This window comes from Pseudomonas sp. LBUM1662, assembly GCF_059695915.1.
In genome coordinates, this window is sequence record NZ_CP166793.1 from 1417125 (window position 1) to 1442479 (window position 25355).

The 25355-nt window shown below is 58.6% G+C and carries 25 protein-coding genes; 13 read left to right on the forward strand and 12 right to left on the reverse strand.

Annotated features, from left to right (window positions below):
- Nucleotides 1–102: 102 nt before the first annotated feature.
- Complete coding sequence (locus ACA049_RS06280; protein ID WP_497333953.1) at nucleotides 103–324, reverse strand: helix-turn-helix domain-containing protein; 222 nt, start codon at nucleotides 322–324, stop codon at nucleotides 103–105.
- A gap of 119 nt (nucleotides 325–443) precedes the next feature.
- Here ACA049_RS06280 and ACA049_RS06285 point away from each other — a divergent pair, with 119 nt between their 5' ends.
- Entirely contained in the window at nucleotides 444–758 is a 315-nt protein-coding gene (locus ACA049_RS06285; RefSeq protein ID WP_497333955.1) for a hypothetical protein, read from the forward strand.
- A gap of 437 nt (nucleotides 759–1195) precedes the next feature.
- Here ACA049_RS06285 and ACA049_RS06290 read toward each other — a convergent pair whose 3' ends face one another.
- Nucleotides 1196–1969 (reverse strand): hypothetical protein, encoded by a 774-nt coding sequence (locus tag ACA049_RS06290; protein ID WP_497333957.1) that lies wholly within the window; start codon nucleotides 1967–1969, stop codon nucleotides 1196–1198.
- A 99-nt stretch (nucleotides 1970–2068) separates the two neighbouring features.
- On the reverse strand, nucleotides 2069–2773 hold the full coding sequence (locus ACA049_RS06295; protein ID WP_497333959.1) for a hypothetical protein: 705 nt from the start codon (nucleotides 2771–2773) through the stop codon (nucleotides 2069–2071).
- An 832-nt stretch (nucleotides 2774–3605) separates the two neighbouring features.
- On the opposite strand from ACA049_RS06295, the gene ACA049_RS06300 reads away from it, so the two are divergent.
- Complete coding sequence (locus tag ACA049_RS06300) at nucleotides 3606–4190, forward strand: hypothetical protein (RefSeq protein ID WP_497333961.1); 585 nt, start codon at nucleotides 3606–3608, stop codon at nucleotides 4188–4190.
- Between the two features lie 79 nt (nucleotides 4191–4269).
- Here ACA049_RS06300 and ACA049_RS06305 read toward each other — a convergent pair whose 3' ends face one another.
- The 3 genes from ACA049_RS06305 to ACA049_RS06315 are packed head-to-tail and all read right to left on the reverse strand — an operon-like array spanning nucleotide 4270 to nucleotide 6961.
- A complete protein-coding gene (locus ACA049_RS06305; protein WP_497333963.1) occupies nucleotides 4270–5964 on the reverse strand; it encodes a recombinase family protein in 1695 nt (564 codons plus the stop codon).
- A gap of 21 nt (nucleotides 5965–5985) precedes the next feature.
- On the reverse strand, nucleotides 5986–6459 hold the full coding sequence (locus tag ACA049_RS06310; protein WP_497333965.1) for a YchJ family protein: 474 nt from the start codon (nucleotides 6457–6459) through the stop codon (nucleotides 5986–5988).
- A 4-nt stretch (nucleotides 6460–6463) separates the two neighbouring features.
- Nucleotides 6464–6961, reverse strand: a complete 498-nt coding sequence (locus ACA049_RS06315) for a DUF6231 family protein (RefSeq protein ID WP_497333967.1) — start codon at nucleotides 6959–6961, stop codon at nucleotides 6464–6466.
- 189 nt (nucleotides 6962–7150) lie between these two features.
- Here ACA049_RS06315 and ACA049_RS06320 point away from each other — a divergent pair, with 189 nt between their 5' ends.
- The 4 genes from ACA049_RS06320 to ACA049_RS06335 all read left to right on the forward strand — a co-directional run bounded on the left by ACA049_RS06320 (nucleotide 7151) and on the right by ACA049_RS06335 (nucleotide 9826).
- Complete coding sequence (locus ACA049_RS06320; protein WP_497333969.1) at nucleotides 7151–7846, forward strand: PA1041 family peptidoglycan-binding anchor lipoprotein; 696 nt, start codon at nucleotides 7151–7153, stop codon at nucleotides 7844–7846.
- Between the two features lie 90 nt (nucleotides 7847–7936).
- Nucleotides 7937–8650, forward strand: coding sequence for a PA1041 family peptidoglycan-binding anchor lipoprotein (locus ACA049_RS06325; RefSeq protein WP_497333971.1), 714 nt, complete (start codon nucleotides 7937–7939; stop codon nucleotides 8648–8650).
- Between the two features lie 146 nt (nucleotides 8651–8796).
- A complete protein-coding gene (locus tag ACA049_RS06330; RefSeq protein WP_497333973.1) occupies nucleotides 8797–9075 on the forward strand; it encodes a DUF1145 domain-containing protein in 279 nt (92 codons plus the stop codon).
- Nucleotides 9068–9826 (forward strand): collagen-like triple helix repeat-containing protein, encoded by a 759-nt coding sequence (locus ACA049_RS06335; RefSeq protein ID WP_497333975.1) that lies wholly within the window; start codon nucleotides 9068–9070, stop codon nucleotides 9824–9826. The genes ACA049_RS06330 and ACA049_RS06335 overlap by 8 nt, the downstream gene beginning before the upstream one ends.
- Before the next feature lie 130 nt (nucleotides 9827–9956).
- On the opposite strand, the gene ACA049_RS06340 is transcribed toward ACA049_RS06335, so the two are convergent.
- Nucleotides 9957–10421 carry a CopD family protein gene (locus ACA049_RS06340; protein WP_497333977.1) on the reverse strand — a complete coding sequence of 155 codons (465 nt, stop codon included), beginning with the start codon at nucleotides 10419–10421 and terminating at the stop codon, nucleotides 9957–9959.
- Between the two features lie 99 nt (nucleotides 10422–10520).
- Here ACA049_RS06340 and dinG point away from each other — a divergent pair, with 99 nt between their 5' ends.
- The 5 genes from dinG (at nucleotide 10521) to pdxH (ending at nucleotide 18551) form a co-directional block, all read left to right on the forward strand.
- Entirely contained in the window at nucleotides 10521–12665 is a 2145-nt protein-coding gene (gene dinG / locus ACA049_RS06345) for an ATP-dependent DNA helicase DinG (RefSeq protein WP_017336806.1), read from the forward strand.
- A gap of 96 nt (nucleotides 12666–12761) precedes the next feature.
- A complete protein-coding gene (locus ACA049_RS06350; protein ID WP_497333979.1) occupies nucleotides 12762–15272 on the forward strand; it encodes a beta-galactosidase in 2511 nt (836 codons plus the stop codon).
- A 220-nt stretch (nucleotides 15273–15492) separates the two neighbouring features.
- Nucleotides 15493–16638 carry a serine hydrolase domain-containing protein gene (locus ACA049_RS06355; RefSeq protein WP_497333981.1) on the forward strand — a complete coding sequence of 382 codons (1146 nt, stop codon included), beginning with the start codon at nucleotides 15493–15495 and terminating at the stop codon, nucleotides 16636–16638.
- 113 nt (nucleotides 16639–16751) lie between these two features.
- Complete coding sequence (locus ACA049_RS06360; RefSeq protein WP_497333983.1) at nucleotides 16752–17879, forward strand: OmpA family protein; 1128 nt, start codon at nucleotides 16752–16754, stop codon at nucleotides 17877–17879.
- A gap of 24 nt (nucleotides 17880–17903) precedes the next feature.
- Nucleotides 17904–18551 carry a pyridoxamine 5'-phosphate oxidase gene (pdxH, locus tag ACA049_RS06365; RefSeq protein WP_497333985.1) on the forward strand — a complete coding sequence of 216 codons (648 nt, stop codon included), beginning with the start codon at nucleotides 17904–17906 and terminating at the stop codon, nucleotides 18549–18551.
- A gap of 5 nt (nucleotides 18552–18556) precedes the next feature.
- Here pdxH and ACA049_RS06370 read toward each other — a convergent pair whose 3' ends face one another.
- Complete coding sequence (locus ACA049_RS06370; RefSeq protein WP_461979994.1) at nucleotides 18557–18793, reverse strand: hypothetical protein; 237 nt, start codon at nucleotides 18791–18793, stop codon at nucleotides 18557–18559.
- A 165-nt stretch (nucleotides 18794–18958) separates the two neighbouring features.
- Between ACA049_RS06370 and ACA049_RS06375 the strand changes: the two genes are divergently transcribed.
- A complete protein-coding gene (locus ACA049_RS06375) occupies nucleotides 18959–19423 on the forward strand; it encodes an outer membrane lipoprotein (RefSeq protein ID WP_084321772.1) in 465 nt (154 codons plus the stop codon).
- A 91-nt stretch (nucleotides 19424–19514) separates the two neighbouring features.
- Here ACA049_RS06375 and ACA049_RS06380 read toward each other — a convergent pair whose 3' ends face one another.
- The 3 genes from ACA049_RS06380 to nhaA form a co-directional block, all read right to left on the reverse strand.
- A complete protein-coding gene (locus ACA049_RS06380; protein ID WP_497333987.1) occupies nucleotides 19515–19763 on the reverse strand; it encodes a pyocin S6 family toxin immunity protein in 249 nt (82 codons plus the stop codon).
- 15 nt (nucleotides 19764–19778) lie between these two features.
- Nucleotides 19779–20951, reverse strand: a complete 1173-nt coding sequence (locus ACA049_RS06385) for an S-type pyocin domain-containing protein (RefSeq protein WP_497333989.1) — start codon at nucleotides 20949–20951, stop codon at nucleotides 19779–19781.
- Nucleotides 20952–21071: 120 nt separating this feature from the next.
- Nucleotides 21072–22259 carry a Na+/H+ antiporter NhaA gene (gene nhaA, locus ACA049_RS06390; protein WP_497333991.1) on the reverse strand — a complete coding sequence of 396 codons (1188 nt, stop codon included), beginning with the start codon at nucleotides 22257–22259 and terminating at the stop codon, nucleotides 21072–21074.
- A 248-nt stretch (nucleotides 22260–22507) separates the two neighbouring features.
- Here nhaA and ACA049_RS06395 point away from each other — a divergent pair, with 248 nt between their 5' ends.
- Nucleotides 22508–23605 carry a PLP-dependent cysteine synthase family protein gene (locus tag ACA049_RS06395; RefSeq protein WP_497336783.1) on the forward strand — a complete coding sequence of 366 codons (1098 nt, stop codon included), beginning with the start codon at nucleotides 22508–22510 and terminating at the stop codon, nucleotides 23603–23605.
- Nucleotides 23606–23735: 130 nt separating this feature from the next.
- On the opposite strand, the gene ACA049_RS06400 is transcribed toward ACA049_RS06395, so the two are convergent.
- Nucleotides 23736–25349 (reverse strand): NAD(P)/FAD-dependent oxidoreductase, encoded by a 1614-nt coding sequence (locus ACA049_RS06400; RefSeq protein ID WP_497333993.1) that lies wholly within the window; start codon nucleotides 25347–25349, stop codon nucleotides 23736–23738.
- Between the last annotated feature and the right edge of the window lie 6 nt (nucleotides 25350–25355).

The following is a 25355-nucleotide window of genomic DNA, read 5'->3' on the forward strand; positions in this document are numbered from 1 at the left end:
TCCTGTTCAATGTATTTAGTGAGGCCGATTTTCAAATCACCGCTTTTTTGAGCAAAACTCAAATTTTTTCTCTAAACCCTAACCGGTAGGTTCCAGTCACGGCTACAGCCCTTTCAGCAGCTCTGACAAGGACACCCCCAGACCGTCTGCAAGCACCTTGGCTGCATCTAGGCTGGGGTTCGCTGTACCAGTCTCGATACGAGACATATAAGTCCGGACGAAGCCGCACCGGTCAGCGAAAGCTTCCTGACTGAAGCCTTGGCTGCTGCGAAGCTCGCGGATTCGTTGTCCGAAGCACTTTCTGAGATTTTGATTTGGTTGCATTCCCGAATGATGGGTCGTTGTGCTCTAATCGTGAACACACCAATCGTTGACACACTAATTGATACATTGGTGTCCACGAATCGCCTGACGGCGAGTAGGCACACCTGCAAGGATGGATCATGAACGAGCAGATTTTCGTACTGACTACCCAGAAGAAAACCACCAATCACATCTTGCACCTGTTGTTGTGCATCCCGACATTTGGGCTGTGGCTCTTGGTCTGGGGTGTCACGATGCGGAGCAACGACAGTCACAACCGCAAGATCGATAGGCAGATCAGTCAGATCATGGAGTACAAGGTGCAAGGTCTGAACGATGTAGAGACCTACCAGCGAGTAAAGTCAGATGATGCTGCTACCAAATTGCGTAGCGATCAGATATTCGTGATTACCGTAACCGCAGTTACCGTTGCTGCATTCTTTTTGTTGAAGTAATAGCGGGTGCATCACTTGATATTGACCATGCAGATGATCAAGCGGTAACAATGCTGACTGAAGAGTTAGCACAGACAATGCGTAGCATTGAGGTCAAGAGGCATGCACGGTGTAGCCGTAGGGTGATTCTGCTAGGAAGTGATTGGCGGATTAAATTCATTCATGAATCCGCCTCTCTGGAAAAAGACAGTCGCAGACTTCGCCTTGATCGTGCTAACACTACAGCGAAGCTGTGGATAGTAGTCAGAGGTAAGCGGACGCTTATAAGTGATCGCCATCTATGATGGCTGATGGATTTTTTATCCATTCATCAGCCCACCTTTTCTACCCGTGCTAACCCTACGGCTTTGCCGTTCCACTGTGCTCAAGTCGAGAGGTTCTCTCTCCACGTGGAAAGCCCGCCGTTCGCTTCGCTCTCTTATTATATCCTGCCGTAATTAACCAACAGAGCCAAACGGGTCTTCGACAAAGTCCGCTTCATCCAGATCGAACTCTTCCCCCCATGCTTTGGGCTCAAAAAGCTTCATCTCCAGACGCTGCTGCTCTGCTGGGTGAGTGTCCAGATACCGTTCGATGTTTCGGAGGGCAACACGGCCAGCCGCAGCAAGGTATCGACCATACCGCTCACTGACCGGCTCCAGATCATGGTTGCGGAAGACGGGGTTGCCTGCAATCGCGTCAGTTGAAATCACCGCCATTGTGATGACCTTCCGTACGTAGCCCGGCCTGATGTTCAGTTTGCCATTGCTGCTTTCAACTGAGATGTACATGCCTGCCATAACGGCATCTTCGATCCAGTGAGCATTCTCAGTAATCGCCACCTTGATGATCGCAGCAAACGGATTTAAGCATACCTTCGGTTTGGGGCCGCGCGTCGGTTTGGAGCTGGGAACATCGACGACGGTTGTTGGTTTAGCTGGCGCTGGAACACCGAAATCTACGTACACCACATTATCGTTTTTCCTGACATCCATCGGATGCAGGTGCTGGCTCGGGCTGGCTGGCGGTCGTGGAATTCCACATCGGTACTGTTCGATCTTGATTTGGAGTGATGAAACGACAAACTGCCCATAGATTTCGCCAGTGTGCTTATCGATTCTGAAACCATCAATAATACTGGTGCGGCAATTTTGGAATTGAGGCAGGTAGCCGGAGGTGCTCTGAGTACTGACAGCGTTGGTTACCAAATTTGAGGCGAAAGCGTGTTGCATGGTCAATTCTCCTGTTCAAGTTTCAATTCATAGGCATGAGCCTCGTTAGGTTGTGGTTACCGCAAGCAACTGCCTGCGGTGGTACGTCGTTACAGCTGTTTAATCCCGGATGTGGCGCGAGTAGGTGCGTAGTCTCTCAATCACACGGACGTCAACCTGTGATTCGTAGAGGTCTGCCAGCTCATTGCAGTACTTTCTGTGAGTCGCTTGGTATACCTTGAAAGCTTCCGTAATGTCGTGGAATGTCCCCAAATCAACTCGTTTGCCGAACATTGAAAGAACAGATACCACTCCGTTTCCACTGGATGCTGCACTGACCCCAATTGGTAAAATGCCACGTCGGCTGCGAGTGTCCCGAAACACCTGATTGATCAGCTTGGGAACCACCGAGCAGAACTCTGGCGAGTAAACATTATTCCGTGAATCAAGAATGTCTTTATCCAGCTCTGCATCTTTAGCGCCAGCATATGGCTGTGCAGCAAACCATGCTGCAAACTCCTGATAGTCGTGCCATTTAGGGCAAACTGTGCAGTCATCGTAGGCTGACTTGTCTTCCCGATAACACCGTTCCATCATGTTTACCCAGCGTTTGTAAGGCGTTCCCGCCCCAACCTTGAAGTAAGGCATTCCTAACGCTTTGCGTTGCTTCCATGAGTTGTAGCCCACGCCACAGATTCCGCCGGTTCCGCCTGAGGAACTAAAAAGGGGGGCCTCTTCGCCCAGCGAATAGTCGAGATGCATTCCGATCAGGTGCGGCAGCACACGGATGGTTTTGATGTTGAACGTTTCATTACTTTGATTCATGGATTCCTCCTAGATAGTGAAAAAAGATGCAAAAAAAACCGACTCATAGGTCGGCATCGTCGTCATCGTTCTATCTTCATTGAAGGAATGAACTCTGTTAGCGTCGGTGCTCGGCCTCGTTTCTGAGTTGGATCATTTGTGGATGATTCATGGTTAATCTCACGATGTAACTTTGACCGTCGTTGGTGGTCAACCAATGTTTAGACAGCACAATGCCGATCATCTGGCACTGCATGGGTGCGGGACGTATTCGGTATGTTTTGTCGATTTGAGAATTATCAGTCAAAGTGCCACCATTCGTCAAGCGTTATTTGTTGCATGTGCCAATAGATTGATGTAGGCATACCGCAAAAACGATGGTTTAGCCGCATCTAATATCCCGTTCGTACGAAACCAATTATCAGCGGAGAGAAAGCATCCTGCTTAGTCCATACAGCCATGTAAGCCCGTAAACACTGGACTTAACGACGGTTATCCCTCAGGACATGACGAATACAGTGCAGGTTATGCTCGAGTTTATCGGTGGTTTCTAACGAGTTTTCGGAGCCACCAATAGCCCACAACAACACTGTCACTGACCACCGCAAACGAGCAATTCCCGAAGCATCTCCGAGATGGTCTCAACGGGCACCCCTGAACCGTAGACATCAAAAGTTATCGTGCCCGACGAACGTAGCCCTTGCTTAGGTGAGGGTTTTGTCTCCGGGGGGCAGGTGGATATGGGCACTCGTGACGCTCAAATAGTTGTGTCCCTTGGATGCGCCGGATCGGTTGGCGTCTGGTCGAGTTACTCAGTTAACATCCGCGAAATTGATCAGATACAGGTGAGCGGATGAACACTAGGCGTAAGAAGCTTCTAGGTTGGACGATTTTTGGTGCGGTTATTTCCGCCTTTGTCGGCACTGTCATAAAGATGCTAGTGACGGATCAGTGGCCGCTTCTTCGCCCGTTAGTTTCCACTGGCTGGGATAGGACATTGGCAGTCTTCACGTGGCTTGATCAGACTGCGGCGCTCCCGCATTGGGTAGTCATCATTGTTCCGTTAATGATGCTCTTCTTGATGGCGATTTTGGTTTGGTCGCTGAATTCAGCAGGCGAGAAATTGATTGCTGCTCAAGCGAAGATTGCTGAGTTGAGAACCCCATCAGTGCCGCCTCTCACCAAAAATCAAGACAAGGTGATAGGTGCGATTGCTATTTACGGCAGTGCTGGCAAGAGGTGCCCAACCAAAGAGTTTCCTGCTCACATTGATCTTACGTTTTTGGAGGTAGATGGAGCATTGGACGTTCTGGAGGCGAGGAAAATGGTTTCGTTCGAATACGCCACGTCTGGAAGGTACGTCACCCTGACTGCCGTTGGCCGTGCATATGTCCTACACCCGGATTTCGATATTGGCGCTGCAACAGCAACGCAGTAATCACCTACGCTATAGCGTCCAGCAGAGCGGGGCTATTAGGGCGGTTGGAAGTTGGAGTAGCAAAGCGGGAGCTACCTCGTTACTCCGTCACGCCATGACGTGCCTTCAAAGCGGCAAGAAGGTCTGGTGGCAATTGGTCCCAAGATTCAGTTTTTTCGAAGATGGCCTCCACATCGTTCATCTCGCCTTGGATTACCTGAAGGTCAATATACTCATCCATCATTGCTTCGAAGCGGATGTTGCCACCCTTGTGCATCAGGTAGAACATCAGGTTTGTCGCTTCATCGCTGAATAGGGTAGGGATGGCGTTGTTCTTGCTGACCCAATACGTCTCATCTGTTCTGCCTTTCTTGTTAACAAAGATGTGAAGACCCAATCTCTTGATGAGGTTGTTAGCAGCCACCCGGCCTTCAAACGAAACGAGGTCCAGCTTCTCAAAGAAGTTCTCTTTGTTCATCACCTTGTCTGCTGCCAGTTGCTCAGTCAGAGATGTGCGTTCAGCGTCAAGTATTCCAATGCTGGCTTCCAACTCGTGAAGAAGCTTGGCAGTGATGCGGGACGGGAATTCGGTATGTGAGGCTTCTGCTTCCAACTGCTTGCCTTTGAGTTCTGCAAGCCGACCTTCAAGAATCTGAATCGATTTCTGCAAGCTGCCTGAGCTGTCCTGCACCAATGACAGGCTATCGACCTTGGTTAGAATCTCTTTGAAGACTGCTTCAGTGCGTGGGGCGCTGATGATACCGGCGTCACACAGTCCTCTCGTGGTCTTGGAGCACTTGAAATATTTCCGGCCACGCTGACCTTGAAGGTGCATGAGTGCCCCGCATTTGTAGCAGTTCAGAATTCCAGCAAGCAGGTTGAAGTTGGTGGTGTTCTTGGTGACGGTGTGAGTTTTGCGGGACGATCTGGCGGCATGGGCCAGGTAGTATTCGTCCTCAGTCACCACAGCAGGGAAGTAGCCTTTGACGGGCTCACCGTCTGGAGTTCTTTTGCCGTCTATGAAGATGTGGGGTTGATACTCGCCCAAAACCGCACGACTACCGAGGATATGACGCACGGTCGAGAAGCCCCATAGGCCGCTGAAGTTCTTCCTGCCAGCACTGAATGCGGGGATACCTTCCTGATTCAATGTCGCTGCAATGATGCGGGAACCGTAGCCCTTGGTGGATAACTCAAAGATGCGGCGTACAACGGCAACGTTGGCAGCATTCAGTACGTAACCATCGGGTGTCACGTCCAGCCAGAGGGGGCGAAGCTTCCCTAGAGGCTTGCCAGTTTCACGCGCATCGTTCTGTTTATTACGCCATGCTGAAGATACCCGGCCACCCTTGGTTGCCGATTCCTCGTGTGCTCGGGACATCGAGATAATCGAGATGATTAGATCGAGTTCGTTGTAATCCTTGGTGTACAGGCGCTTGTCCACACTGGTGTAGACGTTGATACCTTTAGCCAGTAGATCAAGGAAACGGGGAAGGGCGTCCCTCACCTTTTCGCGTGAGAGACGGTCTAGCGATTCGACGACAAGATAACTGCCCGGTGGGATGGTCCCGTCTTCAACGAAGCTCAGGAATCGAGCTAGCTCGCCAGTGTCGTCAAGGTGTTTGCCTTTGAATGCTGAGCGGCCTGCATCGAAGAAAAGGTATTCACGAGGGTCAGCCAGCTCTAGGTCATTTTCATCACAGAACGCCTTGGCGGCTTTCACTTGCCTTGCGTAGCTGTCGCCTGCTGATTGTTTGGCACTGCTGAATCGGATGTAGCTGAAGACCTTCCCCACAACGCAAACCTGCCCAAATCTTTAAGGTAGGTAATTGTAACAACACTTCTTGAATTTCTGCCCGCTGGTGCACGGGCAGGCATCGTTGCGTCCGGCCTTGAGTTGCACGGTGGGGTCGATGAAGTACCAGTGCCCGGCGTTCTGCACGAACGAGGAGCGCTCGCGGTGGCTGTGTTCACCGCCCCCGTCATGCCAGCGTGCGGTGAAGGTGACGAACGCGTGTTCCGGTTGACCGCCGAATACCTCGGAGCTTTCCACCTCAAGGCCCAGCCAGGTGCTTTTCGCGCTCCAGTCGCTGATGGACTGACGATCCAGGCCGGCCTGTTGCGCGGGCAGGGTGGTCGCCACCAGGTAGTCGATCAGCCCCAGCACATAGGCGCTGTAGCGCGAGCGCATCAAGGCTTCGGCACATGGCGCCGGATGTCCGGCGTGGTAATGGCCGCAGCAGGCATCGAGCAGGGTGCCGCTGCCGCAAGGGCAAATGGATGTACTCATTGCGTTACCACCAATATTTCCCGAAGTTTTCCGGATTGGCCCAGAACCGCGAATTGAGCCAGTCGGGCACCTGTTTATAGTCAAGCAGATCGTAGGTGAACAGCGTCAGCACTTGTTCGTCGCGCTGGAAGCGTTCGCTGGCTTGCAAGGCCAGGGAAAAGAAATCCGTCTCCTGCCAGCCGCTGGCCGGCAGATCCGCCAGCACCGCGATGCGACTGGCGTTCAGGTTACGAATCCCGCCTAACAGATTCAGACCGTCACGCTTTGGCAGGTGTTCAAGGCAATCGACCACTAGCGCCAGGTCAAAACGACGCGCCGCCAGCTCGGCCGGCAACGCACCGGGCGCTGCATGCGCCACGCAGCAATCCGGGTGCGCGAGCTTGAACGCTTCAAGCGCGGGAAACTCGCTGGCGCCGATCAACAACAGGCGCGCGGGGGCGTATCGATCAAGCAAAGCAGCCAACGCCTGCTGGGGCGTGCGTGAAGAAATACCTGCAATCATCAGAGATCCTCAATCAGAGCGCCAAGACTAGCCTGCCCGAACGTCCGGGCCTAGAGCGGGATTCCTGCAAAAGCGGCGATCTGCCGTGAACACGGGGCAAAACAGCAATGGCCTATTGCTGGCGGAGATTAAAACTCCGGTCTTTACTCCCTGAATCGGTTCTAAGCCGATCCCTCAGGAGAAAACTAGATGAGCATAGTTCGGACAGCATTACCCTTGGTTCTGCTAACCAGTGTGTTGACTGGTTGCGCAGGTTTGCAGAAAACCGACTGGCCGACCTGTGCGGCGGTCGGCGGTGTCATCGGTGCGGGTCTCGGTGCGACCGAGAGCTCGGCATGGGCGGGGTATGGCGCGCTGGTCGTCGGCGGTACGGCGGCGGCGTATTGCTGGGTGCATGGCGATGGCGACGAAGACGGTGATGGTGTGCCGGACAGTCGTGACAAGTGCCCGGGCACGCCTAAAGGCGTGAGAGTCGATGCCGATGGCTGCCCTCCACCGGTGCCTGCACCAGTGGTCGAAGAGGCTGTGGTGGTCAAGGAAGAAGTCATTGTCATCCGCGATGTTCACTTCCAGTTCGACAAAGCCACGCTCACGCCTTCCGACAAAGACGTACTCAACACAATCGCCACGCGCCTGAAACAGGAAGCCTCCACCGCCCAATTGACCGTGACCGGTCACACCGACAGCGTGGGCAGCGATGCCTACAACCAGAAACTGTCGGATAAGCGTGCTCACTCGGTGGTTGAGTACCTGATTTCCCAAGGCGTAACACGCAGCAGCTTCGTGTCTGTGACCGGTGCCGGTGAGAGCCAGCCGGTGGCCGATAACAAAACTGCAGACGGCCGTGCCCTGAATCGTCGCACGGAAATCAAAATCAACCGCTAAGCCCCATCCGCTCCGCGGCTTGTGCAGTCGCGGATGCGGGTCTTTACTCCTGTGTAACCGGTATGGGCCGGTGACACAGGAGCTTTCCATATGAGCGTTCTCACACGGACCGTCTTGCCGGTTCTGCTAATAGGCAGCCTGTTGACCGGTTGCGCAACTCACAGCGATGGCACTGCCCCCCTCAATCAACGTACGTGGCCGATCTGCAGCGTGATCGGTGGACTGGTCGGCGGAGGCCTGGGTGCGATCGAAAGTGCCGGCTGGGCAGGCGGTGGAGCAGCGCTCGGTATCTTGACCGGTGGCTTGATCTGTTACGCCCAGGATGGCGATGAGGACGAAGACGGCGTTTTCGATCGACGTGATCGTTGCCCCGATACACCTGCCAACACCCCTGTTGAACACCATGGTTGTCCGCTGCCGCAGTATCCGGCCAGCGTGAAACCTGCCGAACCCGTGCCACCCGAAGTCATCACCCTGCCCGGCGACGTGCTGTTTGCATTCAATAAGTCCGACCTGACCCCCGCTGCACGCAGTCAGCTGGATGAGTTGATGGCCAAATTGCAAAACGCCGATGTCGTGAGCATCAAGGTGATCGGCCATACCGACAGCGTGGGTTCGGATGCCTATAACCAGGCACTCTCGGAGCGTCGTGCCAGCAGTGTCGCGGCCTATCTGTTGAGCCAGGGCCTGGCGCCGAACAAACTCACCAGTGAAGGCAAGGGCGAAAGCCAGCCGGTGGCCGACAACGAAACGGATGAAGGACGCGCGAAAAACCGTCGGGTGGAGTTGCACGTTAATCGCTAAGCCCCGAAATAGAGCCGTCGGACACCATCAAGGTTGATCCGACGGCCATTCGGCGGCCTTCATGAAGAATTTTCTGTTGCCCTCTGGCTTATCCCTTGCGGAAGCCGTTACTGTGCGTGCAAAGAATAATTCTCAACGGGGGGCGTATGAAGGTGATTTGGGGGCTGGGGAAGTTGTTGACCCTGCTGTTCTGGCTGGTGGTGCTGGTCAATCTGCTGATGCCGTTTGTCAATCCGCTGCATCAGTTGGTCAATGTGGCGGGCGGCTTGCTGGCGGCCCTCCATCTTCTTGAGGCGGTGTTCTGTTTCCGCAGCCTCAGAGGTCGCGCCCACCCTTGGCGTGATCGCTTGAAGATCCTGTTCTTCGGCGTATTCCACCTGCAAACCCTCCCGGCTCCGACCGCATCGAAGGCTTCCCATGCGTAAACTCTGTCTGCTCGCCACACTCATCAGCCCATTGGCCTGCGCTCAGGTAGTCAGTGTCGAAAACAATTCGTTGATGCGCCTGCCCAACACCGCCAGCACCTTGCAGCTTGAACGCCTGGAAGTCGCCGATTACGGCACCTTGCTGATTCCTTCGAACGTGACTGAAGTCACCGTCGGCGAATTGCATCTGGGGCGCGAGGCGCGGATCGCCATCGTGCCAAGCGAACAGGCACTGGAATTGAAAGTCAGCCGTGCCGAGTTGTCGGAAGGCAGCCAGATCACCGCTCGCGGGGCGCCGGGGACTTACCTCAAGGCTGCTCGCTCGGGACGTAACCTGAATTTGCAGATCAAGGCGCTGAATGCGCCACAGTTGTCGGTTGATGCTCGCGGGGGCGCGGGTGCGCCAGGTTTTGTCGGGCTCGACGGGGCCAACGGTCAGGCACCGGGTTGCACCTGGGGCCAGGCGGGGCGTGGTGCCGATGGCAGCAACGGCAGTGATGGCCAGCCGGGCGCGCCCGGTGCGCTGGTCAGGCTGGAAGTGCCACGTGATTACCCGGTTGAACAGATCAAGGTTCAGGTGGCGGGCGGTGCCGGTGGCCTCGCAGGGCCTGGTGGCAAACCGGGTGCCGGCGGCAAGGCCAAGGGCTGCCTCGTTTACGAGGCCGATGGCGGCAAAAGCGGCCGACCTGGGGTTGATGGCCAGCCGGGGCCTGCGGGCGCGGCGGGGGCGGTGACTGTTCAGCGGTTGTAAGTAATTTCTGAAATGTGTGTCGTCTGATCGATTGTCTTCGCGGGCAAGCCCGCTCCCACAGGTTTTGAGTCGTTCACAAATGAGTTGAACAACTCAAAACCTGTGGGAGCGAGGCTTGCCCGCGAAGCTTTTAAAACATCGGACGTGCCGCAGCAATCGCCACCAGCACCAACCCGACAATCAAATTGATCCCCACCAGTTTGCGAATTTTCCCAAGCGTCGCAGCCCCGGTCGGCCAATCCTGCGCGGCCACCGCCGTGCGCAACTCCGGCAGCAGCAACACCTGAATCCGGATAAACAGCGCGGTCATCACCACGTACAACCCCATCATGACCTGCACATAACGCGGCGCGGCCTCAAACCCGGCGTATTGCAGATGAATCATGCCCACGCCGCTGATCGGCAACAGCACCACCGCGACCCAGACCCAGCGGAAAAAACCTTGAAACACTTCCACCCACAGCTTCAACCGCGCGGGGCCTTCCAGTGCCTTCATCGCCGCGGGCCGCAAGACCATCCAGGCGAAAAACATGCCGCCCACCCACACCAGGGCGGACAGGACATGCAGGGTGTAAACGATGCCAAAAGGTGTCATTGAGGTACTCCGTTCTGCGCGGGATTAATTAGCGGGGTATGATAGCGGCCGAACCGAACCACTGAAAATTTATCCAGCGTTTTTTGCGCCCGACAATCCATGATCAGCACCGAACTCAAAACCACGATCCAGGGCGCCTACTCGCGTTTTCTAGAGGCCAAGAGCCTCAAACCGCGCTACGGCCAACGCCTGATGATCGCCGAAATTGCCAAGGTCCTCGGTGACATCGACACCGACGACGAAGGCCGGCGCAGTGGCGACCCCGCGATTGTCGCGGTGGAAGCCGGCACCGGTACCGGCAAAACCGTGGCCTACAGCCTGGCGGCAATCCCCACGGCCAAGGCCGCCGGCAAACGCCTGGTGATCGCCACGGCCACCGTGGCCCTGCAAGAGCAGATCGTCTACAAGGATTTGCCTGACCTGATGCGCAACAGCGGGCTGAATTTCAGCTTCGCGTTGGCCAAGGGTCGCGGGCGCTACATGTGCCTGTCCAAGCTCGACATGTTGCTCCAGGAAGGTCACGCGCAAACCGCCACCGCGCAGCTGTTTGAAGAAGAAGGCTTCAAGATCGAGGTCGACGAGGCCAGTCAGAAGCTGTTCACCAGCATGATCGAGAAGCTCGCCGGCAATAAATGGGACGGCGACCGCGACAGTTGGTCCACCGCCCTCGAAGACGCCGACTGGGCACGCCTGACCACCGATCACAGCCAGTGCACCAACCGTCATTGCCCGAACTTCGGCCAGTGCGCCTTCTACAAGGCCCGCGAAGGCATGGGCAAGGTTGACGTGATCGTCACCAACCACGACATGGTCCTCGCGGATCTGGCATTGGGCGGCGGTGCGGTTCTGCCGGACCCGCGCGACACCATCTACGTGTTCGACGAAGGCCACCACCTGCCGGATAAGGCCATCGGCCACTTCGCCCATTACACGCGCCTGCGTTCCACCGCCGACTGGCTGGAAACCACCGCCAAGAACCTCACTAAATTGCTCGCCCAGCATCCGCTGCCGGGTGACCTGGGCAAGTTGATCGAGCAGGTGCCGGAACTGGCCCGTGAGATCAAGACCCAGCAACAGTTCATGTTCTCTGCCTGCGAACAGGTCGCCGATTTCAAACCCGGCGAAGACGTCGAGGGCCGTGAACGGCCGCGTCACCGCTTCGTCGGCGGGGTGATTCCAGAGCATATGCGAGAAATGGGCGTCGAGCTGAAGAAGGGCTTTGCCCGTCTGACCGACCTGTTCACCCGGCTCACCGAACTGCTCAAGGAAGGCATGGACGGCGAGGTCAACATCGGCATCGCCAGCAACCAGGCCGAGGAGTGGTATCCGCTGTTCGGCAGCCTGTTGTCGCGCTCTTCGGGCAACTGGGAATTGTGGGTCGCGTTTACCGCTGAAGACCCGGAAGACAACCCGCCCATGGCCCGTTGGCTGACCCTGGCCGAAAGCGGTTCGCTGTTCGACATCGAGGTCAACGCGAGCCCGATCCTCGCGGCGGAAATGCTCCGGCGCAACCTGTGGAACGTGGCCTATGGCGCGCTGGTGACTTCGGCGACCCTGACCGCGCTCGGCACGTTCGACCGTTTCCGCATGCGCGCCGGCTTGCCGAAAAAAGCCGTGACCGCCGTGGTCCCGAGCCCGTTCCATCACGCCGATGCCGGTGTGCTGCGGGTGCCGGACCTGAAAGCCGATCCCCGTGATGCACCAGCCCACACCGCGGCGATCATTCGCGATCTGCCGCAGCTGGTGGAAGGTTCGCGTGGCACCCTGGTGCTTTTCTCCTCGCGTAAACAGATGCAGGACGTGTTCGACGGCCTGGACCGCGACTGGCGCAAGCAAGTGTTCATTCAAGGCAACCTGTCGAAACAGGAAACCCTGAACAAGCACAAGGCGCGGGTCGATGGCGGTGATTCCAGCGTGCTGTTCGGCCTGGCGAGTTTTGCCGAAGGGGTCGACTTGCCCGGTGCGTATTGCGAACACGTGGTGATCGCGAAGATTCCATTCTCGGTGCCCGATGACCCGGTCGAAGCCGCGTTGGCCGAATGGATCGAAGCCCGTGGCGGCAATCCGTTCATGGAAATCTCCGTGCCGGACGCCTCGCTGAAGCTGGTCCAGGCCTGCGGTCGCTTGCTGCGCACCGAAGAAGACCGCGGCACCATCACCCTGCTGGATCGGCGCCTGGTTACCCAGCGTTACGGCAAAGCGATCCTCAACGCGTTGCCGCCATTCCGTCGCGAAATTTCCTGAAACACCGGTGGGCTTTTTAGCCCGCCGCGTTGTCTATCGTTCAGTCACCACTTTTCCATTGGCCCATTGAGGGTCGTCAGGGAGAACCACGTTCCTATGATTCGCCGTTCGCTGCCTGCTGTATTCGCCTTGATCTTCGCAGCCCCTTTGCTGGCGGCCCCTGCCGGCCAACAGACGCTGTTCAACTTTGTGCGTCCCGCTGATGTGGTTCAGGTGGCGACTCAGGATGCCAGCCTGCCGCAATCCAACGCGGAGCAAACGGCCGAAGGCGAAGTGCTGCGACGGGTGACGTTCAACCCGGTGGCGCAACCGACCTTGCGTCTGACCCCGCAAACCGGCGCCTGGGACTGGTCGCAGTCCGGCGTGATGAGCTTGCGCATCCAGAGCGCGATGGATTGGGCCGTGACCCTGTACGTGAAAATCCAGAGCAACGATGGCAAGACCCTGATCAGTCGGGTCGATTTGCCCGCCGGGCCGGCGCAGACCTTGCTGGTGCCGCTGCAACCGACTTCGCCGCTGAGCCAGGGCATGAAAGCCGGGCCGCCGATGCCGATGACCTTTGACGGCCAACGCGTGTTGCTGGCCAGCAGCACCGGTGAGCTGGATCGCAGCCAGGTGGTGTCTGTGACGTTGTCGATGGATCAGCCGAAAGTGGCCCAAAGCATCCTGCTTGAGCGCTTCGGCGTGCAGGACGGTGAAGCCGTGACCAAGGCTGCTTATGGCGGCCTGGTGGACGCCTACGGTCAATCGACCCGGGCCAAATGGCCGGAGAAAGTCAGTAGCGATGAGCAACTGAAAAGCGCTGCCGCCAAGGAACAGCAACAAACCAAAAACTGGCTTGCCGAGCGCGAGAAGTCGTCCCTGGACAAGTTCGGCGGCTGGAACAAAGGCCCGGCGTTCAAGGCCAGCGGCTTTTTCCGCACTGAAAAGCGTGACGGCCGCTGGTACCTGGTGACCCCGGAAGGGCATCCGTTCTATTCGCTCGGGGTCAACACCGTCACCCCGGACGTCAACCAGACCTACATCGCCGGCCGCGAGTGGATGTTTGAATCCCTGCCAAAACCGGAAGAACCGCTGGCCAGCCATTTTGGCGAAGGCGACAACCGTGGCGGCAACGGCGCTGATCAGGGCCGTGGCTATAACGCCGGTCGCTGGTACGACTTCTATGGCGCTAACTTGCAGCGCCTGTATGGCGCGCCATGCGGGCTGGGCAGCGACACCAAGGCGGGCGTTGCCGAAGCGGCCAAGGCTGACGCGGTCGAGGCCACGGCCGACAAGGCCGCCGAACAACCTGTCGCGCCAACGACTGCCGAATCCGGTGTCGCCGAAGCCGCCAAGACCGGCGCAGAGGAAGCGACCGTCGCGAAAGCGGCTGAGCAAGCCCCCGCTGAACCCTGCAAAGCAGTAGTAGATGAAAAACGCTGGGCCAGCCATACCCTGGATCGCCTGCAAGCCTGGGGTTTCAACACTGTCGGCAACTGGAGCGCCCCGGTGCTGGCCAATGCTGACCGCGTGCCGTACACCTTGCCGCTGTCGATCGTCGGCGATTACGCGAGCATCAGCACCGGCACCGATTGGTGGGGCGGCATGCCCGACCCGTTTGACCCGCGCTTCGCCATGGCCACCGAACGCGCCGTGGCCATCGCCGCCCGCGACCATCGCGACGATCCTTGGCTGATCGGTTACTTCGCCGACAACGAACTGGCCTGGGCCGGCCCCGGCGACGATCCGAAAGCCCGTTATGCGTTGGCCTACGGCACCTTGAAAATGACCACTGACGTGCCGGCCAAGCGTGCGTTCCTCAAGCAATTGCGCGACAAGTACCGCAATCAGGCCGGCCTTTCCAAAGCCTGGGGCATCGAATTGCCCGCCTGGGAATTGATGGAAGACCCGGGTTTCGTGCCGCCGCTGCCGAGCGCCGAACACCCGGAAATCGAGGCTGACTTCAAATACTTCCAGAAGGTCTTTGCCGATACCTACTTCAAGACCCTCTCCGATTCGCTCAAGTGGCACGCGCCGAACCAGCTGTTGCTGGGCGGTCGTTTCGCCCTCAGCACCCCGGAAGCCGTTGAGTCCTGCGCGCAGTATTGCGACGTGGTGAGCTTCAACATGTACACCCTGAAACCGCAGGACGGCTATGACTTCGCCAAATTGCGCAGCCTGGACAAACCGGTGCTGATCACCGAGTTCAACTTCGGCTCGGCGGATCGCGGCCCGTTCTGGGGCGGTGTGACGCAACTGGCCAAGGAAGAAGACCGTGGCCCGGCCTATGCCAACTTCCTCAAACAGGCGCTGAGCGAACCGTCGATTGTCGGCGTGCACTGGTTCCAGTACCTCGATCAACCGGTGACTGGCCGCCTGCTGGATGGCGAGAACGGTCACTTTGGCCTGGTGGGCATTACCGATCTGCCGTTCCAGGGCTTTGTCGACAGCGTGCGCAAGAGCAACCTGGCGACCGTCGATCAGTTGGGTAAAGAGGCCGAGAAGGCCAAGGCGGAAGCTGACAAAGCCAGCCACGACGCAGAGGGCGGGCGAAAGGCTGAAGCCGGCAAAGGCCCGGGGAAGGACGCTGGTCATGCGGGCGGGCATTCGGCTAATGGCCACTGAGTCCTGTTAGACCGCGTTATCGTTCATCGCGAGCAAGCCTCGCTCCTACAGGATTACGCATCCCCTGTAGGAGCGAGGCTTGCCCGCGAAGGGGCCCTCAAAGGCGCCACACATTTCTGATCCAATCCATGGGCAACCGACCGCCCAGCCCGCACCTGTTCCCAAATCCCCCAAGGGCTGGAACAATGCGGACCACTTTGTAGAATTCGGGGAGTTGCGGGTGCAGATTCAGGGTCATTACGAGCTTAAGTTCGAAGCCGTACGCGAAGCGTTCGCGGCGTTGTTCGACGATCCTCAGGAACGTGGCGCGGCGTTGTGCATTCGGGTCGGTGGCGAAACCGTCCTCGACCTCTGGGCCGGTACTTCCGACAAGGATGGCCTCGAAGCCTGGCACAGCGACACCATCGCCAACCTGTTCTCCTGCACCAAGACCTTCACCGCCGTCACCGCCCTGCAATTGGTGGCCGAAGGCAAGCTGCAACTGGATGCTCCGGTGGCGCGCTACTGGCCCGAATTCGCCGCTGCCGGCAAAGAATCCGTCACCTTGCGTCAGTTGCTCTGCCATCAGGCCGGCCTGCCGGCACTTCGCGAGTTGCTGGCGCCCGAAGCGCTTTACGACTGGCACACCATGGTCGATGCCCTGGCCGCCGAAACGCCATGGTGGACACCGGGCGAGGGCCACGGTTACGCGGCGATCACCTATGGCTGGCTGATGGGCGAGTTGCTGCGCCGTGCCGACGGTCGTGGGCCGGGCGCCTCGATTGTGGCGCGGGTCGCGAAGCCTTTGGGGCTGGATTTCCATGTCGGCCTGGCGGACGAAGAGTTCCACCGCGTGGCGCACATCGCCCGTGGCAAGGGCAACGTCGGCGATGCCGCGGCCCAGCGCTTGCTGCAAGTGACCATGCGCGAGCCGACCGCCATGACGACCCGGGCGTTCACCAACCCGCCGTCGATCATGACCAGCACCAACAAACCCGAATGGCGCCGGATGCAACAACCGGCCGCCAATGGCCACGGCAACGCCCGTAGCCTCGCGGGTTTCTACGCCGGCCTGCTCGACGGCAGCCTGCTGGAAAGCGAGATGCTCGAGGAGCTGACCCGCGAACACAGCCTCGGCGAAGACAAGACTTTATTGACCCGGACCCGTTTTGGCCTGGGTTGCATGCTCGATCAACCGGATGTTCCCAATGCCACCTACGGCCTTGGTCCACGGGCATTCGGCCATCCGGGCGCTGGTGGCTCCATCGGTTTTGCTGACCCGGAACACGATGTGGCCTTTGGATTTGTGACAAATACCCTGGGGCCGTACGTCTTGATGGATCCGCGCGCGCAGAAGCTTGCGCGGGTACTGGCCACTTGTCTGTAAAACGCACTCTCGGGTTCCAGGGCCGGAACCCGAAGGCCTTTATGTTTTCCAAGCGTCTGTTTATCCGGGTCACGCCGGCCTGATTTTTTATGACTTCATTTTGTGGATATCCAATGTCATTCAATAAAACCACCCTCGCCTTGGCCCTGTGTGTCGCTATCACCGGTTGTGCACAGACTCCACAAAGTGATTCGGATGGCAGCAGCTGGTGGCCGTTTGGCTCCTCCGACAAAGTTGCGGCGAAAGATCCAGCCAAAGCCCCGGCCCCAACTCCAGCCCCCGCCCCATTGAAACCTGCCGTCGCCGCCCCAGTGGCCAAGGCTGAAAGCGCCAGCCCATGGTACTGGCCGTTCGGCTCCGATGAAGTCGATGACAAGACCCTGGCCAAGCCCGAGGCAAAACCAGAGGTCAAACCGGTTGAAGTGGCCAAGGCTGAAGCCGATGCCGGTGGCAAATGGTGGTGGCCGTTCGGTGGTAAAGAACAACCGACCGCCAAGGTTGTGCCGATGCCGGATCCGAAAGTCACTCAAGCCTGGCTCGACGATTACGAACCACGCCTGCGCGAAGCGATCAAGGACAGCAACCTGCAACTCGAGCGTCGTGAAAACGTGTTGGTTGTCACCGCGCCGGTAGAAGGCTCGTTCAACCCGGATCGTCCAGCCATGCTGCTGCCGGTGACCCTAGGCCCGTTCACCCGTGTCGCGAAAATCCTTGAAGTCGATCCAAAGACTGCCGTGCTGGTACTCGGTCACAGCGATACCTCGGGTGCCGCACCGGCCAACGTCAAGCTGAGTCAGGAACGTGCACAAGCCGTGGCGGCGATCTTCCGCCTCAGCGGTTTGCAGCGTGATCGCCTGATGCTGCGCGGCATGGGTGGCGAAGCCCCTCGCGCAGCCAACGACAGCAATGAAGGTCGTGCCCTGAACCGTCGTGTGGAATTGCTGGTCACTCCGCAAAATACCATGGTCGCGCTGCTGAGCAAGTACAACATGCCGGCGCCGGCGCCAGTGAGGCTGGTCGCTGCCACAGACGTCAAGCCAGTGGTCAAGCCGGTGACCCCGGCACCCGCCGCGAAGAAAGCGGATGTGCCTGCTGCGAAAAAAGCCCCGGCCAAGAAAGCTGCCAAGGCTCCCGCGAAGAAAACACCGGCTAAAACCGCAACCCCGGCGAAGAAGACTGCGCCAGCCAAAGCCGCCGCAGCTGACAAGAAAGTCGTTGCCGCCGATGCGGTTAAAAAGTAACTCGTTAACCAAAAGGAATGCGCCATGACCCAGGGCCTGGCTGATATGCGTCGCGACTACACCCGTGATGGCCTGACCGAGGCGCAAGCCCCGGCCGAGCCGTTCGGGCTGTTCCATCAGTGGTTCGCCGACGCGGTGAAAACCGAGCAACCGCCGGTGGAGGCCAATGCCATGACCCTGGCCACGGTCGATCAGGACGGTCGGCCGCATTGCCGAATTCTGCTGCTCAAGGGCCTGGACGAGGAGGGCTTCACCTTCTTCACCAACTACGACAGCGCCAAAGGCCAGCATCTGGCGGCGAACCCGTTCGCTGCCATGACGTTTTTCTGGCCGAGCCTGGAGCGCCAGGTGCGCATCGAAGGGCGCGTTGCGAAGGTCACTGCTGAAGAGTCCGACGCTTATTTTCAGGTCCGCCCGCTGGGCAGTCGTCTCGGTGCCTGGGCGTCGCCCCAGAGCCGCGTGATCGCCGACCGTGCCGAGCTGGAAGCGCTGCTCAAGAACACCGAGCAACGTTTCAGCGACACCCAACCGCACTGCCCGGAACACTGGGGCGGTTACCGCTTGCTACCCGAGCGCATCGAGTTCTGGCAAGGCCGTCCGAGCCGCCTGCACGATCGCCTCAACTACCGTTTGCAAGGCGCCAACTGGATTCTTGAACGTCTGGCACCCTAGGCAGTCTACCGATCGGGATAGCCCGCCGCAGCGGCTTCAAGCCACTGCGGCAGGTCCCGGCGCTTGATCTTCTGCGCCTGAGCGCTTGCCAGTTGTTCGAGCATGAACGCTTTTTTCTGCTCGTCGTTACCCGCCAGTGCCAACGCCAGATCGCGGTCCATCCAGCGTTTGATCCGCACGTACAGCCACCAGTGGAAGTACAAACCGGCGACCGTGGTGACGACAATGATGAAGTAATCCATGAAAATCCTTGGGTCAGTGGCGCAGATTTTTCAGTTTGCCGCTACTGTGTGGTGAGTCCGAGGCGCCTGTACCGGGCCTGAATGAAACCATTTTTATCCCGGCGATGCCGTGACACGCGTCAAGCTGCGGAGTTTAATGAATACCTGTCCTTTGGAGTTGATGCTATGCGTAAGTCTGTTCTGCTGGTTGCTTCCTTTTCCACGATGGCGATGTTGCTCACTGGCTGCCAATCGAGCCTGACCGGTGACTCCTATTCCCGTGACGAAGCGCGTCGTGTGCAGACCGTTCGCATGGGCACCATCGAATCCCTGCGTCCGGTGAAAATCGAAGGCACCAAGACCCCGATCGGCGGCGCAGCGGGCGCAGTGGTCGGCGGTGTTGGCGGCAGCGCTATTGGCGGTGGTAAAGGCAGCATCGTCGCTGCAGTCATCGGCGCCGTGGCTGGCGGCCTGCTCGGTTCTGCCACCGAAGAAGGCCTGACCCGCACTCAAGGCGTTGAAATTACCGTGCGTGAAGACGACGGCAGCATGCGCGCCTATGTGCAGCAGGTTCAGGAGAACGAAGTGTTCCGTGTTGGCGAGCGGGTGCGGATTGCTACTGTGGATGGTACGAGCCGCGTTTCGCACTAAGCGGGAACGAGCGGTAAAAGAAAACCCCGACCGGGTGACTGGTTGGGGTTTTTTGTGTCTGGAGCTTTCAGTGTTGCCCGATTCCATACAATCAATCGTTGTTACAAAGTCCCATGTAGTACACCAAGTCTTCCTTAAAGGGAGCGCCCACTAAGCCCATGATTTCTCTGGATTGGTCGGGAGAAAGTGGGTGCTCACCCATCGGGACATCCCACAAAGTAGACCAGCCCATTACGTTCAGCACTGCTGTCTCTAAGGCTTGTGGCACATCCTTTTCGTATTGCAATGAATTGACGGGATTCGGTTCGGGGAAAAAACCAGTGAGTAAAATAAATATCATTTTTGTTCCTCATCATTACTTTGTGTAAGTTCGCCTTTCAGGTTTCGCATCATCGGTCTGTTCGCCCGTTTCGGCATTAAACTCCCCCAAGTGATCTCCCGCCCAGTTGTAGACTTCGACGGCGCCATGTTGGTAATCCCACTCATAAATTCGCTTTTTGCTTTCCCAACGTTTTCGATTTCCTTTGGTCCGGACGGGAATGGCATCGGGGAATGCTGGCAAATTTTTAGGCGGTGTGTGATATCGATGGTCAACGTTGAAAGGCTTTGCGACCACTACGTATAACGGCCTGACGCCAGAATTCGCCGGAAACACAAGAATGAAATCCTTGTAATCAGGCGGATAAACCGGATCGACGATGATGCTGTCAGCCGCTTTCGTCGGCGGATACACCCAAATATGCGGCGCTTGCGGTGCAGCCTCCAATGCCGGAATCCCAAGGATGTCCGAACCATCCACAGCCGGTGTCCAGATCAGCTCAACCCCATCCCCCAGATCCGCCACCTGCTGGCTTTCACGCAGCGTGAACTGCACAACATCAACCATTTCCCAGCCGCGGTTCTTGCCGGTGTAGAAGGCGTAGCCCTTGAGACTGCCATCAGCCTGTTGTTCAACTTGCAGGCGAACGCGGGTGCGGGCCTGCTTCAGGGTACGTAGTTGATCTTCGGTATAAAGCGCGCTGTCGACCAGACTCGGCGTCCAGAACAACGCGACCACCGTGGCCAACGCGGTGGCCCCGGCAGCGCCGATGGCTGCGACCGGAGCAGCGAGCGCCGGGGCACTCAGCGCAAGTCGGCCAATGCCAAGCGAGACGGTGCTGCCGCTGATGGTTTCTAGATTCAGCAGCCCGGTATCGTCTGCTTCACGGGCGCCAAGCCAGGCGACTTCCCCGTAATCCTTGAGGCTGTCGGTGGGCACCATGCCCGAGGGATTCGAGTAATCGATGATGGCGTCCGGCAGGTTGCAGGACTTGGCGAAGACGCATCCGGCACGAACGGATTCGTCCCTTTTTGCGGCGATCTCACGACTGCGCTCGAAGGCATCTTGCCTGGCGAGCATCGCATCGTAAGCGTTTTGTCGGGCGTCCCGCTCGGCCAGTTCGGCGGCCGTCATGAAGCGGTGAGTGACGTGATGTCCATCGCCGGACGGTGGGTTTTTAACCCTGGGGACTTCCTTGTTTCCAGCCACTGATCTTCCTTGCGTTCGTACATCGACAGCCCCAAACAAGGGGCTGTGCGACGTTAACGAACGAGGTCAAACGTGGCTGTAGGACGAATCCTGAATGTCGTTAAGAGTGTTCTCTATCACTCAGGATGGCAGCGCGGTGCGCTTGCGGCTCGCTGCCGCCGTCACCGCATAACCGATCAATGCCGCCAGAATCGAACCGGTCAAAATGCCCATCCGGTCCATCCCGGCGTATTCACTGACGCCCGGCTCGAAGGCCAGGGAGCCGACAAACAGGCTCATGGTAAAGCCGATCCCGCAGAGAATCGCTACACCCAGCACCTGGCCCCAGTTGGCGCCTTGAGGCAGGGCGGCGATGCCGATTTTCACGGCCAGCCAGGTCAGGCCGAACACACCGAGGGTTTTGCCCAGCAGCAGGCCTACGGCAATGCCCATTGGCACATGGTGGGTAAAGCTTTCCATGGTCACGCCGCTCATGGACAAACCGGCGTTGGCGAAGGCGAACAGCGGCAGGATGCCGTAGGCCACCCACGGGTGCAGGGCGTGTTCGAGGGTCAGCAGCGGCGACGGCTCGGCGTTTTTCGTGCGCAATGGGATGCAGAACGCCAGGGTCACACCGGCCAGCGTCGCGTGGACACCGCTCTTGAGTACGCAGACCCAGAGGATCAATCCGATGATCATGTACGGCCCGAGCTTGACCACGCCGAGCCGGTTCATCGCGATCAAGGCGACGATGCACGAGGCGGCCAATGCCAGCGAAAGCGTCGACAGGGTGCCGGAGTAGAAGATTGCAATGACGATGATGGCGCCGAGGTCGTCGATGATCGCGAGGGTCATCAGGAACAGTTTCAGCGACACCGGCACGCGCTTGCCCAGCAGGGCGAGGACGCCGAGGGCGAAGGCGATGTCGGTGGCCATCGGGATGGCCCAGCCACTCAGGGCGGCCGGGTTGTCACGGTTGAGAAACCAGTAGAGCAGCGCCGGAACGACCATGCCGCCAATCGCTGCCGCGCCGGGCAGGACGATCTGCGAAGGTTTCGACAGTTGACCGTCGAGGACTTCGCGCTTCACTTCCAGGCCGATCAGCAGGAAGAACAGGGCCATCAGGCCGTCGTTGATCCAGAGCAGCGCCGGTTTGGCGATTTGCAGCGCACCGACCTGCGCCACCACCGGCGTCTCCAGGAAACTGCTGTAGAGCCACGACAACGGGGAGTTGTTGATGATCAGGGCCAGGGCTGCCGCGGCGATCAATAGCAGACCGCTGGCAGCTTCCAACTGAAAGAAACGCGTGAAAGTGCTACGCAGAGGCAAGGTCGCTCTCCATCGAATAATCAAAAAGGTGGCACACCCTAACCCGTACCGTTAGTTGTTAAAACAAAAGTTATATTCTTTTTTGTTATATGCCGTTACAACGCGAAGGGCCGGCATGGACCTGAGCCTAGCAGTTGCCGAACGTATTGGGCCTCAGCTGTATCTGTGCTTAACGTGGGATTTTTCCTAAGCTTATTGGCTGAGCCCTGCGACAAGGCCGAACTCTTGTCCGATTCCACGAGAAAACCATCATGAGCGACAACCGACAGTGGGCCCGCGAAGCCATCCGGATTATCGAAGCCGACTTCCAGCGCAGCGCCGACACCCACCTGATCCCTTTGCCGCTCCCGGGTTTTCCGGGCATCGAGCTGTATTTCAAGGATGAGTCCAGCCACCCCACCGGCAGCCTCAAGCACCGGCTGGCGCGCTCGTTGTTCCTCTATGCATTGTGTAACGGCTGGCTCAAACCCGGTGCGCCGGTGATTGAAGCGTCCAGTGGTTCGACGGCGATTTCCGAGGCTTACTTCGCCAGGTTGCTGGGCTTGCCGTTCATTGCAGTGATGCCGGCGAGCACCTCCAAGGAGAAGATCGCGCAGATCGCTTTCTACGGCGGCAAGAGTCATCTGGTCGACGATCCGACGCAGATCTACGCCGAGTCCGAGCGCCTGGCCCGCGAACATGACGGTCACTTCATCGATCAGTTCACCTACGCCGAACGCGCCACCGACTGGCGCGCAAACAACAACATCGCCGAGTCGATCTTCCAGCAAATGCGTTTCGAGCAGCACCCGGAGCCGAGCTGGCTGATCTCCAGCCCCGGCACCGGCGGCACCACCGCGACCCTCGGCCGATACGTGCGTTATCGCCAGCATTGCACCCGCGTGCTGTGCGCCGATGCCGAGCGTTCGGTGTTCTTCGACTACTACAAGACCGGTGATGCCACACTGCGACTGGATCACGGTTCGCGGATTGAAGGCATTGGCCGGCCACGGGTCGAGGCGTCGTTCCTGCCGAAGGTGATCGATGCGATGGTCAAGGTGCCGGACGCGTTGTCGCTGGCGGCCATGCATTACCTGGCGCAGCATTTGGGACGGCGTGTCGGCGGGTCAAGCGGGACCAACCTGATCGGCTCCTTGATGGCGGCCGGGCAGATGGCGGCGGCGGGGGAGTCGGGGTCTATCGTGGCGATTCTGTGTGATGGCGGCGAGCGTTATGAGACCAGCTATTACGACCAGGACTGGCTCAAGGCTCAGGGATATGAGTTGAGTGGTTTGATGGATGTGGTGGCGGCGAGTGTGGAGCGGGGTGAGGCGCTGCCTGACACCGTGCTGCGCGCCAATATCTAAGTCGCTGACCCTGTAGGAGCGAGGCTTGCCCGCGAAGAACGATAATGCGGTCTTTCAGGAAGACCGCGTCAACTTCTTCGCGGGCAAGCCTCGCTCCTACAGGGTTTTTTGGTGTGTCAGAAAATGCCGATCAGGCCTCGAGGCCGAGGATGTCGCGGGCCACGGCTTCCGCGATGCGAATCCCGTCGACACCCGCCGACAGAATCCCGCCCGCATAACCCGCGCCTTCGCCCGCCGGGAACAGACCTTTCACGTTCAGGCTCTGCATTGACTCGTTGCGGGTAATCCGCAGCGGCGACGAGGTGCGCGTCTCGATCCCGGTCAACACCGCGTCGTGCAGCGAGTAACCGCGAATCTGCTTCTCGAATGCCGGCAAGGCTTCACGAATGGCTTCAATGGCAAACGCAGGCAGCGCCAGCGACAGATCACCCAAGGCAACGCCCGGTTTGTAGGACGGTTCAACACTGCCCAACTCGGTGGACGGCTTGCCGGCGATGAAGTCACCGACCAATTGCGCCGGCGCTTCGTAGTTGCTGCCGCCCAGCACATAAGCGTGGGATTCCAGGCGTTCCTGCAACTCGATACCCGCCAGCGGGCCACCCGGGTAATCGACTTCCGGGGTGATCCCGACGACGATCCCGGAGTTGGCGTTGCGCTCGTTACGCGAGTATTGGCTCATGCCGTTGGTGACCACGCGGCCCGGCTCGGACGTCGCCGCCACCACGGTGCCGCCCGGGCACATGCAGAAGCTGTACACCGAGCGGCCGTTCTTGGCGTGGTGCACCAGTTTGTAGTCAGCCGCCCCGAGTTTCGGGTGGCCGGCGTATTTGCCGAGGCGCGCGCGGTCGATCAGCGACTGCGGGTGTTCAATGCGGAAGCCCACCGAGAACGGTTTGGCTTCCATGAACACACCACGGCCGTGAAGCATGCGGAAGGTGTCCCGGGCGCTGTGACCCAAGGCCAGAATTACGTGTTTCGAATGAATCTGTTCGCCGCCATTGAGTTCGACGCCGACCAGTTGGCCGTCCTCGATCAACACGTCGGTGACCCGCTGCTGGAAGCGCACTTCGCCGCCCAGCGCGCGAATCTGCTCACGCATGTTTTCCACAACGCCGGTCAGACGGAACGTACCGATGTGCGGCTTGCTGACGTAGAGGATTTCTTCCGGCGCGCCGGCCTTGACGAACTCATGCAGGACTTTGCGACCGATGAATTTCGGGTCCTTGATCTGGCTGTAGAGCTTGCCGTCGGAGAATGTCCCCGCGCCGCCCTCGCCGAATTGCACGTTGGACTCGGGGTTGAGCACGCTTTTACGCCACAGGCCCCAAGTGTCCTTGGTGCGCTGGCGCACTTCGGTGCCGCGCTCGAGGATGATCGGCTTGAAGCCCATTTGCGCCAGCAGCAGCCCGGCGAAAATCCCGCACGGGCCGAAACCCACGACGACAGGACGTTGCTCAAGATCAGCCGGCGCCTGGCCGACCACTTTGTAGCTGACATCCGGCGCCACGTTGACGTTACGGTCATCGGCGAACTTGTGCAGCAGCGCGGCCTCGTCCTTGGCGGTGAGGTCGATGGTGTAGATGAAGCACAGTTCAGAGGACTTTTTGCGCGCATCGTAGCTGCGCTTGAACAAGGTGAAATCGAGCAGGTCATCGCTGGCGATGCCCAGGCGCTGCACGATGGCAGGGCGCAGGTCTTCATCGGGATGGTCGATCGGCAACTTGAGTTCGGTGATTCGTAACATGACAGG

Coding starts and splice junctions, on each gene's coding strand:
- ACA049_RS06280 (WP_497333953.1), bottom strand. CDS start 324: ATGCAACCAAATCAAAATCTCAGAAAGTGCTTCGGACAACGAATCCGC.
- ACA049_RS06285 (WP_497333955.1), top strand. CDS start 444: ATGAACGAGCAGATTTTCGTACTGACTACCCAGAAGAAAACCACCAAT.
- ACA049_RS06290 (WP_497333957.1), bottom strand. CDS start 1,969: ATGCAACACGCTTTCGCCTCAAATTTGGTAACCAACGCTGTCAGTACT.
- ACA049_RS06295 (WP_497333959.1), bottom strand. CDS start 2,773: ATGAATCAAAGTAATGAAACGTTCAACATCAAAACCATCCGTGTGCTG.
- ACA049_RS06300 (WP_497333961.1), top strand. CDS start 3,606: ATGAACACTAGGCGTAAGAAGCTTCTAGGTTGGACGATTTTTGGTGCG.
- ACA049_RS06310 (WP_497333965.1), bottom strand. CDS start 6,459: ATGAGTACATCCATTTGCCCTTGCGGCAGCGGCACCCTGCTCGATGCC.
- ACA049_RS06315 (WP_497333967.1), bottom strand. CDS start 6,961: ATGATTGCAGGTATTTCTTCACGCACGCCCCAGCAGGCGTTGGCTGCT.
- ACA049_RS06320 (WP_497333969.1), top strand. CDS start 7,151: ATGAGCATAGTTCGGACAGCATTACCCTTGGTTCTGCTAACCAGTGTG.
- ACA049_RS06325 (WP_497333971.1), top strand. CDS start 7,937: ATGAGCGTTCTCACACGGACCGTCTTGCCGGTTCTGCTAATAGGCAGC.
- ACA049_RS06330 (WP_497333973.1), top strand. CDS start 8,797: ATGAAGGTGATTTGGGGGCTGGGGAAGTTGTTGACCCTGCTGTTCTGG.
- ACA049_RS06335 (WP_497333975.1), top strand. CDS start 9,068: ATGCGTAAACTCTGTCTGCTCGCCACACTCATCAGCCCATTGGCCTGC.
- ACA049_RS06340 (WP_497333977.1), bottom strand. CDS start 10,421: ATGACACCTTTTGGCATCGTTTACACCCTGCATGTCCTGTCCGCCCTG.
- dinG (WP_017336806.1), top strand. CDS start 10,521: ATGATCAGCACCGAACTCAAAACCACGATCCAGGGCGCCTACTCGCGT.
- ACA049_RS06350 (WP_497333979.1), top strand. CDS start 12,762: ATGATTCGCCGTTCGCTGCCTGCTGTATTCGCCTTGATCTTCGCAGCC.
- ACA049_RS06360 (WP_497333983.1), top strand. CDS start 16,752: ATGTCATTCAATAAAACCACCCTCGCCTTGGCCCTGTGTGTCGCTATC.
- pdxH (WP_497333985.1), top strand. CDS start 17,904: ATGACCCAGGGCCTGGCTGATATGCGTCGCGACTACACCCGTGATGGC.
- ACA049_RS06370 (WP_461979994.1), bottom strand. CDS start 18,793: ATGGATTACTTCATCATTGTCGTCACCACGGTCGCCGGTTTGTACTTC.
- ACA049_RS06375 (WP_084321772.1), top strand. CDS start 18,959: ATGCGTAAGTCTGTTCTGCTGGTTGCTTCCTTTTCCACGATGGCGATG.
- ACA049_RS06380 (WP_497333987.1), bottom strand. CDS start 19,763: ATGATATTTATTTTACTCACTGGTTTTTTCCCCGAACCGAATCCCGTC.
- ACA049_RS06400 (WP_497333993.1), bottom strand. CDS start 25,349: ATGTTACGAATCACCGAACTCAAGTTGCCGATCGACCATCCCGATGAA.